The organism is Sphingomonas chungangi, from assembly GCF_013778325.1.
Lineage (GTDB): Bacteria > Pseudomonadota > Alphaproteobacteria > Sphingomonadales > Sphingomonadaceae > Solisphingomonas > Solisphingomonas chungangi.
Genome location: NZ_JACEIB010000027.1, coordinates 603816 through 617733, shown reverse-complemented (window position 1 = coordinate 617733; position 13918 = coordinate 603816). Strand labels below are relative to the sequence as shown.

General features: G+C 66.5%; 10 protein-coding genes. 8 read left to right on the top strand and 2 right to left on the bottom strand.

Annotation, left to right across the window (positions count from 1 at the left end; genetic code table 11):
- Positions 1-55 precede the first annotated feature (55 nt).
- The gene (locus HZF05_RS20820) at positions 56-1801 is read right to left on the bottom strand and encodes a hypothetical protein (RefSeq protein WP_160364373.1); all 1746 of its coding nucleotides are present in this window, start codon (positions 1799-1801) and stop codon (positions 56-58) included.
- 244 nt (positions 1802-2045) lie between these two features.
- Between HZF05_RS20820 and HZF05_RS20815 the strand changes: the two genes are divergently transcribed.
- The 8 genes from HZF05_RS20815 (at position 2046) to HZF05_RS20780 (ending at position 12508) form a co-directional block, all read left to right on the top strand.
- On the top strand, positions 2046-3485 hold the full coding sequence (locus HZF05_RS20815; protein ID WP_160364372.1) for a sensor histidine kinase: 1440 nt from the start codon (positions 2046-2048) through the stop codon (positions 3483-3485).
- A gap of 124 nt (positions 3486-3609) precedes the next feature.
- Positions 3610-4035 carry a hypothetical protein gene (locus HZF05_RS20810; RefSeq protein WP_160364371.1) on the top strand — a complete coding sequence of 142 codons (426 nt, stop codon included), beginning with the start codon at positions 3610-3612 and terminating at the stop codon, positions 4033-4035.
- A gap of 54 nt (positions 4036-4089) precedes the next feature.
- Positions 4090-4770: a response regulator transcription factor gene (locus tag HZF05_RS20805; RefSeq protein ID WP_160364370.1), complete on the top strand. Its 681-nt coding sequence runs from the start codon at positions 4090-4092 to the stop codon at positions 4768-4770.
- Between the two features lie 13 nt (positions 4771-4783).
- A complete protein-coding gene (locus tag HZF05_RS20800) occupies positions 4784-6184 on the top strand; it encodes a sensor histidine kinase (RefSeq protein ID WP_160364369.1) in 1401 nt (466 codons plus the stop codon).
- 120 nt (positions 6185-6304) lie between these two features.
- Positions 6305-9532: an efflux RND transporter permease subunit gene (locus HZF05_RS20795; protein ID WP_160364368.1), complete on the top strand. Its 3228-nt coding sequence runs from the start codon at positions 6305-6307 to the stop codon at positions 9530-9532.
- Positions 9522-10682 carry an efflux RND transporter periplasmic adaptor subunit gene (locus HZF05_RS20790; RefSeq protein ID WP_246332111.1) on the top strand — a complete coding sequence of 387 codons (1161 nt, stop codon included), beginning with the start codon at positions 9522-9524 and terminating at the stop codon, positions 10680-10682. The genes HZF05_RS20795 and HZF05_RS20790 overlap by 11 nt, the downstream gene beginning before the upstream one ends.
- The gene (locus HZF05_RS20785; RefSeq protein WP_160364367.1) at positions 10675-12117 is read left to right on the top strand and encodes an efflux transporter outer membrane subunit; all 1443 of its coding nucleotides are present in this window, start codon (positions 10675-10677) and stop codon (positions 12115-12117) included. Before HZF05_RS20790 ends, HZF05_RS20785 begins: the two co-directional genes overlap by 8 nt.
- A 4-nt stretch (positions 12118-12121) precedes the next feature.
- Positions 12122-12508, top strand: coding sequence for a hypothetical protein (locus HZF05_RS20780; RefSeq protein WP_160364366.1), 387 nt, complete (start codon positions 12122-12124; stop codon positions 12506-12508).
- A 265-nt stretch (positions 12509-12773) separates the two neighbouring features.
- On the opposite strand, the gene HZF05_RS20775 is transcribed toward HZF05_RS20780, so the two are convergent.
- Positions 12774-13913, bottom strand: a complete 1140-nt coding sequence (locus HZF05_RS20775) for a DUF1501 domain-containing protein (protein ID WP_160364365.1) — start codon at positions 13911-13913, stop codon at positions 12774-12776.
- Positions 13914-13918: the final 5 nt, after the last annotated feature.

Below are 13918 nucleotides of genomic sequence, written 5' to 3'. Positions count from 1 at the left end.
TCATCATTGGTAGAATGGTCGCCCGGATGCCTGGGGCATCCGGGCGTTTATCCGATCAGAACGGATAGTAACGGAAGGTCACGAACGCCATGTTGTTGTGTGTCTGCGGCATGCCCGCATAGGCCGGGAGGTCGTCGCCCGCGCCTGTGCCGTCGAACAGCTGGCGCTGCGTATAGCTCCACTGGAAGCCGATCTGGGCGCGGCCGAACGAGCCGTTGTAGATCTTGTCCCAGGCACCGGCCGTCAGCTGGCGGATGCGGCGGGTGTTGCCGGCGCAGCCGAACGCCGTCGCGGTGGTCGGGGCTTCGACGAAGCAGCCCGAATTGTCCGCGTTCAGCACGCCGAGGCCCTTGGTGCCGCCGTCGTAAAGCTGGCGCCGCTCCTGCTCCTCGCCCGCGAAGGCGTAGATGTCGAGCTGCGGCGTGGCATGGAGCGTGCCGCCGGCAAGCAGCATGAACTCCTTGAGCGGATGCAGGTTACCCTCCGCGTCCGCCGTCACGTCAGGCAGGCCGGCCGAGCCGTAGCGGCCGATGCCGCGACCGCCGATGCCGGAGAGTTGCACGTCGAGGACCTTCGGCACGATGTTGAGCGCGATGCTGCCGCCATAACCGAAGGCATGGGCATCCCGGTTGGTCGAGGTGCCGTCGAGATGGGTCGAGAAGGTGCGGTAGATGCCGAAGCCCTCGATGTGGACCGTGTGACCTGCGATCTTGTCCTCATAGGCAACCTTGCCGATGAAGTCCGGGGTGTGGTTGAGCGACAGCGATGAGCCGACGCCGTTGTAGAATTGCTGGAAGCCGCCCGCCGGGTTGACCTGGTTCGAGGTGGACTGGCTGCTGCCCTGTCCACTGACCACGGACACGACGGTCCCAGGCAGGCCGCTGCCGCCGAAGGTGGTCTGCGGATTTTCGGCCGAGACGCCGAGCCACAGGTGGTGATCCATGAAATCGCCGACCAGGCGGATGCCGGGCTGGCGCGCCCAGGCGAAGCCGGGAACGTACTGCGCGTCGATCTGCGGCGGCGTGACTTCGGAGCGCGGCGTGATGCCCTTGCTCTGCATCGTCAGCAGCGACCAGTTCTGGCCCGCCAGCACGTGCAGGCCGTAGCTGCCCTCGTCCCAGTCCACCGTGCCGTAGAGGTTGCGGATGCGCGGCACGTAGCTGTTCGACTGGTTGGAGTTGGACGTCTGCGCGCCACCCTGGAAATCGAACTCGCCGTACATGGCGAGCTTGGTGTGGGCGTTCGGCGCCCCCTGCGCGAGCAGCGAGACGCGGCTCTGGCGGGCCGAGAAGCGGTTCTCGGACGTGTGCGATGCGTGGCTCTGGCCCGGGAAGGGCACGTTGAAGCTCGACGCGATATCGTCACCCTGGAAGCGGCTGCGATAGATATCCGACAGTTCGAGGAAACCGCCGGGCTGGATGGTGATGCCCTTGAAGTAGAACTTGTCGTTGTGATGCTCCTTGTCGATCGCGCTCGCGATCTGGGAGTTCACCTGATCCTTGGTGACCGGCGGAGTCGCGGCGACCTGCTGCTGTACGGCCTGGACCTGGGTCTGGGTCGTCTGGAGCGCGCTTTCGGTGGTGTCGACGCGCGCGGCGGTCACAGTCTGCGCGTTCCGCTGCGTCTCCACTTCGCCACGCAGGCTTTCCACCTCGGACTGGAGTGCCTTCACCTGCGCCAGCAGCGCGGCATTGGAGGAGGTGGCAGCGCGATGCGCCTTCTTGTGCGTGGCGGCATCGGCCGCACCGGCGATAAGCATGTTCGCCGCGGCGGTCGCCAGCAGCGCAGTACGGATCTTCATGATGTGTTGCCCCTTGGTAGGTTGGAACCCGCAAGGCGCCGCTAGGAAGATCGCGTGACTATTGTGTTACATTTGGAGTCGAACCATCGAATACATAGGATATATCGAAGTGAAATTAATTTCACTTTGCAAAGCTTACGAGTAATACTACCCAAATATCCAAACGCGTGAGGGCGGTTCACGCGCGATGAACTGTGTTCAGGCGCAGAGCCCTCCGAGTTTGCCATGATATCTGTCGAATCCGATGCTGGCTGATCGGCTGCGCATCCGGGATATCCGCAACACCAGCACGTTCCGGCTGACCCTGCTGTTCGGCATGGTGTTCCTGCTGGGCGTGACCGTCCTGCTTTGGCTCATCTACGGGCTTTCGGCGCGCGAGCTCACGCGGCGCAGCGATCGCATCCTGCGGCTGGAAGCCACGATGCTGGAGCGGACGCCCGCCGACGCCCTGCCAGATCGCATTCGCGGCGAGATCGCGCGCAGCGCCAGCGGGCTCAACTATTTCGAGCTGCGATCGATCGACGGCGATCATGTCGCCGGCAACATCCGCGTGGGCGATATGCCGCCGTACGACACGCCGGTGGAGCGCATGGCCGGCGATGGCAAGCCGGTGCGGCTGCTCGCGGTGGAGACACCGACGCAGGAGACATTGCTGATCGGCCGGGACATCTCGCCGGTGGTCGACCTGCGGCGGCAGGTGCTGATGATCCTGATCGCCAGCGGGCTGATCACCGCGATCGCGGTGCTGGTCTGCGGCTTCCTGCTCAGCCTCGCGCCACTGCGGCGGGTGCGCGACCTGCAGCGCGCGATCGAGACGATCTCGGCCGGCGACATGGAGGCGCGCATGCCGCTCGCCGGGCGCGGCGACGAGCTCGATCTGTTCGCCGGCACGGTGAACCAGATGATCGACGAGATCGAGCGCGCGATCGCGCAGGTGAAGGGCGTGACCGACGCGATCGCGCATGACCTCCGCACGCCGCTCACCCGCGTACGCAGCCAGCTCTACCGGCTGAGCCAGTCGAGCGAGGTGCAGGCGCCCGCCGTCCGCATGATCGGCGCGGCGACGAGCGACCTCGACACAGTGCTGGAGCGTTTCGGGGCGTTGCTGCGGATCTCGGAACTGGAGGCGGGGCGCCGCCGGGCAGGTTTCGGGCCGGTCGATCTCGCCGCGCTGCTGGCGCGCATGCAGGAGTTGTACGAGCCCTTGGCCGAGGATCAGGGCATCTCCCTGATGTTGGACGCTCCCGGCGGCGCGACCGCCCCTGGTGACGAGAAACTGCTGTTCGAGGCACTGAGCAATCTGGTCGACAATGCGCTCAAGTTCACGCCGCCAGGCGGTCAGGTGACGTTGGCGCTGGTGACGGACGCGCACGGACCGGTGATCGAGGTGCGCGATACCGGCCCCGGCATCGCCGTTGCCGAGCGTCAGGCCGTGATCCGCCGCTTCCATCGTGGCAGCAACGCCGCCGACGTCCCCGGCACCGGGCTCGGGCTAAGTCTGGTCGTTGCGATCCTGCACCTTCACGGGTTCGCGCTGGGGTTTCGCGACGGTTTCCCGGGCTTGGTCGTGGACGTTCGCTGCCACGGCCATGAAAGCGAGGAGGCAGTGAAATTCATTTCACTAGCCGGATCGAAAGAAGCGGCGCATCTGGAGAGGGCCGGACAGAGAGTAGAAGCGGTTTAAGCCCCGCCCACTGCTTGCGATCTGGCCCCATAACTGGGTCGTCGGCCCGCTCGCCGACGAAAATACGTCACCGGCAGTCCGCTCGACTGCCGGTGACGGCACCCATTTCTCGGAGTCTTCTTGCATGAAGAAGTATCTGCTTGCCCTCTTCTCGGCGGGGACCTTGATCGCTTGCGCCGGCATCGCGATCGCCGCCCAGCCGGGGCTGAGCTTCGCCGCGCTCGAATATCAGCAGCCGCGCGATCCGCTGCTCCCCTCGAACCAGTCCGCCGACATCGTCGAGCACACGCCGCAGGCAGACATCGCCCCCGCAGTCGACGAGATCAGCGCCGCGATCCCCGCCGGCACGCCGCGTGCCGCCGCCGAGGCGCTCCTTGCCCGCGCCGGCGCACACTGCCGCCAGCGCGATGCGGCGTCCGAACGCTGCACCTATTTCGACGTCGAGACCCGCGACGAATATGTCGATGCGGTCCACTGGAATGTCCGGCTGAACCTCGCCGGCGATCAGGTGCAGGGTATCTCCGTCGATCGCAGCTGGGTACGCAGCTGACTCTCTACCGGCCGCCGGCCTTGCGGTGTCGGCGGCCGGGCCTAAGAAAAGACCATGGCCCGAATATTGGTGATCGAGGACGACGCTGCCACGGCGCAGGAGATCGTCACGGAATTGGGCAGCCACGGGCACGAGACGGTCCACGCCGACAATGGCGACCTGGGCCTCGAAAAGGCCACGCGCGAGCCCTTCGATCTCATCACGCTGGATCGCATGCTGCCCGGCATCGATGGCCTCGCGCTGGTCGAGCGATTGCGCGAACGGCGCATCCATCTGCCCGTATTGATGATCAGCGCGCTCTCCGATGTGGACGAACGCATCGCCGGCCTGCGCGCCGGTGGCGACGACTACATGACAAAGCCCTTCGCGTCCAACGAGATGGCGATGCGCGTCGAGGTGCTGCTCCGCCGTCAGGCCCAGCAGCCGGCCGAGGAGGCGATCCTGCGCGTCGGCGGGATCGACATCGATCTCATCCGCCGCAAGGTGAAGGTGGATGGCGAGCCCGTCCGTCTTCTCCACATGGAATTGCGGCTGCTCGAATTCCTCGCGCGACATGCCGGCGACATTGTCAGCCGCAAGATCATCTTCGAGAAGGTTTGGGGCTATTATTTCGATCCCGGCGCCAACCTGATCAACGTCCATATCGCGCGTCTGCGCAAGAAGCTGGACCGTCCGGGCAAGCCCTCGGCGATCGTTACCGTGAAGGGCGAAGGCTACCGTCTCGAAGCGGTTTGATTATAGGGGCGCAATGCGCTCCTCGCTGCATCCCCGAACGCCCCCCGAACGGCTGCGCCTGCGGGACATCCGCAATACCAGTACGTTCCGGCTGACCCTGCTGCTCGGCGGGGTGGCGCTGATCGGCGTGGTGATGCTGACGGTGCTGATCTACGCGCTTTCGGCCCGCGAACTGAACGCACGCAGCGATCGTATCCTGCATGTCGAGGCCACGCGGCTGATGACGAAGCCGCCGCGTTCTCTGGGCAGCGAGGTGAATTTCGCCATCTCTCACAATGCCAGCGGCCTCAACTATTACGGGCTGCTCGATCCCAGGGGACGGCGGATCGCCGGTAACCTGCGTGGATCGTCGGGCTTCACGCCGGGCCATGCGCGCGAGATACCCGAGCGCGCCGGCCGCCACGGGCCGATCCGCCTGCTCGCCGAACGCCTGCCGACCGGCGAGATCTTGCTGATCGGCCGCGACATCACGCCGCTGGTCGATCTGCGCTGGCGGGTGACGATCGTGCTGGTGGTGAGCGCGTTGGCCCTCGCCCTGCTGATCGTCGGGACGGCCATCGCGCTCAGCCTCGCCCCTTTGCGGCGCGTCAGCCAGCTCCAGCGCACCGCGCACGAGATCGCCGCCGGGCATTTGGACCAGCGCATGCCGATCCTGGGGCGCGGCGACGAGCTCGATCTGCTGGCTGGCACGGTCAACACGATGGTCGACGAGGTGGGCCGCGTCATCGGGCAGGTGAAATCGGTCACCGACGCGATCGCGCACGACCTGCGCACGCCGCTCACACGCATGCGCAGCCATCTCGATCGGGCGCGGCGGCAGGAAGATATCGATCTGGCCACGGCGGAGCGGCTCGATCTCGTGATCGCCGACCTCGATACCGTGCTGGAGCGTTTTACCGCGCTGCTGCGCATCTCGGAGATCGAGGCCGGCAGCCGCCGCGCGGGCTTCGCCGAGGTGCCGCTCAGTCCACTCCTGAGCTCTGTCCGGGACCTCTACCAGCCGCTCGCGGAGGAGCGCGGTATCGCGCTTGCACTGGAGACACTGCCGGGTGCCGTCGTGTTCGGCGACCAGAGCCTGATGTTCGAGGCGCTCAGCAACCTCGTCGACAATGCGATCAAGTTCGCGCCTCAAGGCGGGCAGGTCAGCCTTTTCGTTTCGCGGGACGAAAAGGGCCTGGTGGTCGAGGTCCGCGACAATGGCCCAGGCATCGCGGAAGACCAGCGGCAGTCGGTGCTCCGTCGTTTCGATCGCGGCGAGGCTACTGCGCAAATCCCGGGGTCGGGATTGGGGCTCAGCGTGGTCGTTGCCATAGTCCATCTCCACCAGTTTACCTTGGTGCTGGACGATAGCGCTCCCGGCCTGATCGCGCGCATCCTTGCGCCGGACCATTCCAAATTCCCGATTCAGCCGTGAAATTCATTTCACTAGCCTGATCGTGCCGCCCGGCCGATGAGGCCGGGGTCGGTGGTGCGTCGCAGCGTAACCCCCTCTCGCGCCCGCGCCACCGGCACAATGTCCGCCATCGGGATGGCCATGCTTCAGCTCGTCAAGCTTGCGCTCAGCAAGCCCTATACCTTCGTCGTCCTCGCGATCCTGATACTGCTGTCGGGCTCGATCGCCTGGGAAGAAACCGCGACCGACATCTTCCCGGACATCAAGATCCCGGTGATCGCGGCCGTATGGACCTATCGCGGCCTGCCGCCGCAGGACATGGCCGGCCGCGTCGTCTATTATTACGAGCGGCAGCTCTCCACGACCGTCAACGACATCGATCATATCGAGAGCCAGTCGCTGAACGGCATCGGCATCGTGAAGATCTTCTTCCGGCCGGGCGTGGATATCCGCACCGCGACGGCGCAGGTGACGTCGGTTTCGCAGACGGTGCTGAAGCAGATGCCGCCGGGCATCACGCCGCCGCTGATCCTGAACTACAACGCCTCGACGGTGCCGATCCTGCAGCTGGCGCTCTCCTCGGGCGACTTGTCCGAGCAGAAGATCTTCGACCTCGGGCAGAATTTCATCCGGCCCGCGCTCGCCTCGGTGCAGGGCGCCGCTATCCCCTCGCCCTATGGCGGCAAGGAGCGGCAGATCCAGATCGATCTCGATCCCGATCTCCTGCAGGCGCGCAAGCTGTCGGCGACGGACGTCGGCGCGGCGCTGGCGGCGCAGAACCAGATCGTGCCGGCCGGCACCACGAAGATCGGCCAGTACGAATATAACGTCCGCCTCAACAATTCGCCCGAGGTGGTCGACCAGCTCAACAACCTGCCGATCAAGACGGTGGACGGCACGACGGTCTATATGCGCGACGTCGCCCACGTTCGGGACGGTTCGCCGCCCCAGCGCAACGAGGTGCGTGTCGACGGCCGCCGCGCGGTGCTGATGACGGTGCTGAAGTCGGGCTCCGCCTCCACCATCGCGATCGTCGATCAGGTGAAGGCGCTGTTGCCGAAGCTGAAGGAGACGCTGCCCGCGGGCCTGAACGTCCAGCCGCTCTCCGACCAGTCGCTGTTCGTGAAGGCGGCGGTGTCCGGCGTGGTGCGCGAGGGCGTGATCGCCGCGACGCTCACCAGCCTGATGATCCTGCTGTTCCTCGGATCGTGGCGATCGACGGTGATCATCGCCGCCTCGATCCCGCTCGCCATCCTCGCCGCCGTGGCGATGCTCTCGGTGACGGGCGAGACGCTCAACATCATGACGCTGGGCGGCCTCGCGCTCGCGGTCGGCATCCTCGTCGACGACGCGACCGTCACCATCGAGAACATCAACTGGCATCTGGAGCAAGGCAAGCAGGTGCGCGAGGCGATCCTCGACGGTGCGCGCCAGATCGTCGGCCCGGCGTTCGTGTCGCTGCTGTGCATCTGCATCGCCTTCGTGCCGATGTTCTTCCTGCCCGGGATCGCCGGCTTCCTGTTCGCGCCGATGGCCAAGGCGGTGGTGTTCGCGATGATCGCGAGCTTCGTCCTCTCGCGCACCTTGGTGCCGACAATGGGCAATTACCTGCTGCGCGATCACGCCACCGAGCACACCGCCGAGATCCTCGCCAGCCACGACGCGATGGCGGGGCGCCCGAAGAGCCGCAACCCGTTCCGCCGCTTCCAGCAGGGCTTCGAGCAGCAATTCGAGAAGGTGCGGACCTACTACGTCTCGATCCTCGAATTCGCGCTGGCCCGACGCAAGGTCTTCGTGCCCGCCTTCCTCGGCGTGGTGCTGATCTCCTTCGCACTGATCCCGCTACTCGGCCGCAATTTCTTCCCGACCGTCGATGCCGGCCAGATCAACCTCCACGTCCGCGCGCCGGTCGGCACGCGGTTGGAAGAAACGGCGGCGCTGTTCGATCATATCGAGGATCGCATTCGCGGGCAGATCCCGCCGGACGAACTGGTCTCGATCGTCGATAACATCGGCCTGCCGGTTTCGGGCATCAACCGTGCCTATTCCAACACCGGCGGCGTCGGCCCTCAGGACGGCGACATCCTGATCACGCTCAGCAAGGATCACCATGCGACCGCCGGATATGTGAAGGCGCTGCGCAAGGCGCTGCCCGATGCCTTCCCGGGATCGACCTTCTCCTTCTTGCCCGCCGACATCATCAGCCAGATCCTGAACTTCGGCGCGCCGGCTCCGATCGACGTGATGGTCACCGGCCCCGACGTGAAGGCCAACGAGAGCTACGCGCACGAGCTGGTCGAGAAGATGGGCCATGTCGCCGGCATCGCCGACGTCCGGCTCCAGCAGGCGAGCGACTATCCGGAACTGGGCTTCGACGTCGATCGCACGCAGGCCGATCGGCTGGGCATCACCGAGAATGACGTGACCAAGAGCCTCGCGGTCAACCTTGCCGGCAGCTTCCAGGTCGCGCCCGCTTTCTGGCTGAACCCGAAGAACGGCGTCTCCTATCCGATCGTGGTCCAGACCCCGCAATATCGCACCGACTCCATGTCCGACATGTCGAACATCCCGGTGACGGGATCGAAGCCCGGCGATTTCCAGGTGCTCGGCGCGCTCGGCACGATGCACCGCGAGCCTTCGCCAGCGGTGATCTCGCATTACGCGGTGCAGCCCGCCTATGACGTCTATGCGACCACGCAGGGGCGCGATCTCGGCGCCGTCTCGGGCGACATCCAGAAGATCCTCGACCAGACCAAGAGCGATCTGCCCAAGGGCGCGACCGTGAAGCTGCGCGGTCAGGTCGAGACGATGAACACCGCCTTCACCGGGCTGATCCTCGGCCTGCTCGGCGCGATCGTGCTGATCTACCTGCTGATCGTCGTGAACTTCCAGAGCTGGGTTGATCCCGCCGTGATCGTCTCGGCGCTGCCCGCCGCGCTCGCCGGGATCGTGTGGATGCTGTTCGCGACGCACACGCCGCTCTCGGTGCCGGCGCTCACCGGCGCGATCATGTGCATGGGCGTCGCCACTGCCAATTCGGTGCTGGTGACCAGCTTCGCCCGCGACCGGCTCGCCGAACTCGGCGACAGCGTGAAGGCCGCCGCCGAGGCCGGCGCAACGCGCTTCCGTCCGGTGGTGATGACCGCGCTCGCGATGATCATCGGCATGGCGCCGATGGCGCTCGGCCTGGGCGAAGGCGGCGAGCAGAACGCCCCGCTCGGCCGCGCCGTCATCGGCGGCCTGATCTGCGCGACCATCGCCACGCTCGTCTTCGTGCCGGTCGTCTTCTCGATCGCCCACCGCAACCATGGCCGGAAGGCCGATCCCTCCCCCGAACATCCCCAAGGGAATCTGGTCTATGCAGAGTGACACCATGGCCGAGGCCCCGGCCGCGCCGAAGGGGCTGAAGGTGGCCGGCATCGCCGCCGTGATCGTCGCAGCCGGCGTGGTCGTCATCGGAACGATGAGCCGCGCCAACGACACGCACGAGGCGCAGAGCTGGTCGAACGCGCGATCGGTGCCGACTGTGCACCTCGTGGACGCCAAGGATTCCGCCGCGACCGATGGCCTGACACTGCCCGGCACCATGGCCGCCTGGAACGCCGCCAAGCTCTACGCGCGGGTCGGCGGCTATGTGCAGGGCTGGTCGAAGGATATCGGCGCGGAGGTTGGCGGCGGCACGCCGCTCGGCACGATCGAGACGCCGGAACTGGACCAGCAGATCATCCAGGCACGCGCCGCCCTGGCCAAGGCCAAGGCGGATGCCTCGCTCGCCAAATCAACCGCAACCCGATGGAACGACCTGCTCACCGATCATTCGGTCTCCGAGCAGGAAGCCGACGAGAAGAACGGCGATTTCGCGGCCAAGAACGCCGCCGTGCAGGGTGCCGAGGCCGATCTCGGCCGGCTGATGGCGCTCAAGTCCTACGCCACGGTGCGCGCGCCCTTCGCGGGCGTGGTGACGGCTCGCAACGTCGATATCGGCGATCTCGTCGGCCCCGGCGCCAGCACCCAGCAGCCGATGTTCTCGATCGCTGACGTGCGCCGCATCCGCCTCTACGTGAGCGTGCCGCAGGCCTATGCGGCGGCGATGGCGTCCGGCCTCGACGCGACGCTGAGCGTGCCCGATCAGCCTGGCCGCAGCTTCGACGCCAAGGTGATCGGCACGTCGGGATCGATCAATCCGCAGACCGGCACGCTGGAGGTCCAGCTCGTCGCCGACAATCCGGGTCGGGTGCTGAAACCCGGCGGCTACGCGCAAGTGAAATTTTCGGTGCCTGGGCAGGCCGGCACGGTGACGATCCCGTCGAGCAGCCTCGTCTTCCGCGCGGCGGGCACGCAGGTCGCGATGGTCGATCCGAACGACCACATTCACATGCAGCCGGTGACGCTCGGCCGCGATCTCGGCGGCACGGTGGAGGTGGTCACCGGCCTCGGCCGCAACGCGAAGATCGTCGACAATCCCCCGGATTCGATCGCGCAGGGCGAGCTGGTGCGGGTCGGCAACGATCATGGCTGAGGCGCGCCGGCTGCTCGCACTGGCGGGGCTGACGGCGCTCACGGGCTGCTCCTTCGCGCCGGCCTATCACCCGCCCGCGACAGTCGCTCCCGTCGCGTACAAGGAGGCAGGGCCGTGGCAGCCCGCTGCGCCGACCGATCTCTCGGCGGCTGGTGACTGGTGGACTCTCTACAACGATCCGACGCTGAACGGTCTCGCCACAAGGATCGGCAACGACAACCCGACACTGGCCGGCGCGCTTGGCCGCTATGACGAGGCGCGCGCCTATCTGGCGGAGGCGCGCTCCGGCCTGTTCCCGCACATCGGGGTGAGCACGGACATCACCGACAACCGCCAGTCTGACAACCGGCCGCTGCGCGGCGCCAACCAGCCCGATCTCTACCCAGCCGACACGGTGGGCGGCGACATCGGCTACGAGCTCGATCTCTGGGGCCGGGTGCGCAATTCGGTCGCCGCCGGCAAGGCCGAGGCGCAGGCAAGCGGCGACGATCTCGCCGAACTCCGGCTCAGCCTCCAGGCCAAGCTCGCCACCAGCTATTTCGCGCTGCGCGGCTACGATCGGCAGATCGGCCTGCTGGAGAAGACGGTCGATGCCTTCTCCAAGGCCGATGCGATGACCCGTCGCCGCTTTCAGGGCGGCATCGCCAACGGCATCGCCACCGGCCAGTCCGGCGCGGAGCTCGCCGAGGCGCAGGCCCAGCTGGAGGATGTCCGCAACGCCCGCGCGCTGACTGAGCATGCCATCGCCAGTCTGGTCGGCACGCCGGCCTCGACCTTCACGATCGCTCCTGAGCCAGTCGATCTCGCTATTCCCGAGGTGCCGGTCGGCCTGCCCTCAACCCTGCTGCAGCGCCGTCCCGACGTCGCGGCCGCCGAACGCCGCATGTACGCCGCCAATCGTGAGATCGGCGTGGCGAAGGCAGCGTTCTTCCCCTCCATCTCGCTGAGCGGCCAGGGCGGCTTCCAGAATACCGGCCTGCCGAGCCTGTTCACCGCCCCCAACATCTTCTGGTCGGTGGGGCCGAGCGCGATGCTCAACCTGTTCGACGGCGGACGCCGCCGTGCGCAGGTCGCCGTCGCGCGCGCCAGTTGGGCGCAGGCGACCGCCGACTATCGCGGCCAGGTGCTCAAGGCCTTCCAGGATGTCGAGGACGGGCTTTCAGAGCTTCATCATCTCGGTGCCGAGGGAACCGCGGAGGATCAGGCCGTGCAGCAAGCGGCGCAGGCCGAGCGCCTGACCCTCAATCGCTACGTGAAGGGCGCCGTCAATTACCTTGACGTCGTCACCGCGCAGACGACCGCGCTGCGCGTCCGCCGTCAGGCGATCGCGCTCGACACCCAGCGCCTTCAGGCCAGCGTCGCGCTGATCCAGGCGGTCGGCGGCGGGTGGACCGCGAGCGCTCCAGAGCCAGCCCCCTCAGCCAGCAAGGGATGACGATATGAAAAAGCGAGTCTGGATCATCGGCGCGGGCCTCGCGGCCGCAGCCGCCGGTCCCGCGACGGCCCTGCCGCCGCTGCCCGATTGGCAGCAGCTGGAAAGCTATCATCATCAGGATAATGGCACTGGGCTGGCCCAGCGAAGCATCCTCGCCGCGTTGCCGCCGGGAACACCCATCTTAACCGCCCGCGCGACGCTGATCGCCGATGGCGCCACCTGCCGGCAACCGCGAAACAGGCAAGGCATCGAAAAATGCCTAATCCACCAATATTCGCTGCTCGACGGTGCGGCGGACGATGTGCGTTGGACGCTGACGCTGAAGGAAGAGCGGGGACAGATTTCATCAATCCTCGTCAATCGTTATGTCGATCGGCACGGCTCCGCCTGACGGCACCGGTGGAGCATACGCCCTTGATACGGTATCGAACTTTTTAGGGCTACGACCGCCCGGTACGGGCGCTCTGCTGCCCAATTAAAGCGAACGTCCGTTTCAGGTGGAAGCGGAGATCTTCCCGCGCTTCGACGAACGACACTGATCGGTCACGAGCTGACAGGCCGACCAGAGCCGGGGCAGCAGTCCTTCAGGAATGCGCCCATTTGTCGTCATTCATTGGTGCAGCCAGGATTCCGGTAACCTGCCGGCATTTCCACCCTCAAACGACAATTAAATCGCCCATCGAGCTTGCACCGCCGAACAGCCTTCGAGCGACATGATCGGGATCGATACCGAGGCTTTGACCCGCGGCGCCGGCGATGAGACTGTCCATGCTCGCGGTGGGCTTGAGATCCCGCCCTTCGTAGAGCTTTGAGGGGGCAAGGCCCGGCCAGTCCGAAACGACGCGCCCGCCCCGGACCGCGCCGCCGACCAGCATCGCGGCCGATCCGGTGCCGTGATCGGTCCCGCCCGTCCCGTTGGCGGCGGCGGTGCGCCCGAACTCGGTGGCGATCAGCACCGTCGTGCGCGTCCAGACCGGGCCGAGACCATCGCGCAATGACGCGAGCAGCGTGTCGAGCGCTCTGAGTTGCGCGGAGAGACGGCCGTCCTGGCCCGTGTGGGTGTCCCACCCGCCGGTTTCCAGCATCGCGATGCGCGGGCCGTCGGGCTTGGTCAGGAAGCTCGCGGTGAGCTTGCCGAGGCTGGCGGGATCCTGCCGGGTTGCGCTCCCTTCCGCGAGACCCCGAGCCTCCAGCGCCGAAGACCAGAGCGGATGGAGTTGCGGATCGGCGGCATAGAGCTGGCCGACCCGCAGCATCAGATCGTCGGAGGGCGTAGGCAAGGCGGACGGCGCGTAGGAGGTAACCTGCGCCGGCCCGCGCAGCGCCATCGGCACGGTCGGGGCGAGCGCGATCGCCTCGTCCCTGGATTTGGGCATCATCGCCACCAGCCGGTTCAGCCAGCCGTCCTTGATCTCATAGGGTTGCGTGCCACCGGTCTCGAGCACGTTCTGGCCGTCGAAGTGGGAGCGATCGCGATAGGGGGAGGCTACCGCGTGGACGAACAGGGCCTGACGCTGACCGTACATCTTCGCGATCTCGACCAGCGAGGGATGCAACGCGAAGCTGCCGTCCAATTTCGTCGCTTTCGCCGGATCGATCGCGAGTCCGCCGCGGAGATTGGCGTAAGTGGGGTCTGCATAGGGGATGACGATGTTGAGCCCGTCGGCGGCCCCGCGCTGGATTATGAACACAAAACGTCCATCGGTGGGCACGGTGGCCAGCGCCATGCGTGGGGCGACCAGCAGCGAGCCCGCGCCGACGGCGGAGAAGGACAGGAAAGAGCGGCGATCGATCACGACGT

Excerpts from the sequence above, each read along its gene's own strand:
- HZF05_RS20795 (WP_160364368.1), top strand. The coding sequence starts at position 6,305 with ATGCTTCAGCTCGTCAAGCTTGCGCTCAGCAAGCCCTATACCTTCGTC.
- HZF05_RS20805 (WP_160364370.1), top strand. The coding sequence starts at position 4,090 with ATGGCCCGAATATTGGTGATCGAGGACGACGCTGCCACGGCGCAGGAG.
- HZF05_RS20810 (WP_160364371.1), top strand. The coding sequence starts at position 3,610 with ATGAAGAAGTATCTGCTTGCCCTCTTCTCGGCGGGGACCTTGATCGCT.
- HZF05_RS20785 (WP_160364367.1), top strand. The coding sequence starts at position 10,675 with ATGGCTGAGGCGCGCCGGCTGCTCGCACTGGCGGGGCTGACGGCGCTC.
- HZF05_RS20820 (WP_160364373.1), bottom strand. The coding sequence starts at position 1,801 with ATGAAGATCCGTACTGCGCTGCTGGCGACCGCCGCGGCGAACATGCTT.
- HZF05_RS20780 (WP_160364366.1), top strand. The coding sequence starts at position 12,122 with ATGAAAAAGCGAGTCTGGATCATCGGCGCGGGCCTCGCGGCCGCAGCC.
- HZF05_RS20800 (WP_160364369.1), top strand. The coding sequence starts at position 4,784 with ATGCGCTCCTCGCTGCATCCCCGAACGCCCCCCGAACGGCTGCGCCTG.
- HZF05_RS20790 (WP_246332111.1), top strand. The coding sequence starts at position 9,522 with ATGCAGAGTGACACCATGGCCGAGGCCCCGGCCGCGCCGAAGGGGCTG.
- HZF05_RS20815 (WP_160364372.1), top strand. The coding sequence starts at position 2,046 with ATGCTGGCTGATCGGCTGCGCATCCGGGATATCCGCAACACCAGCACG.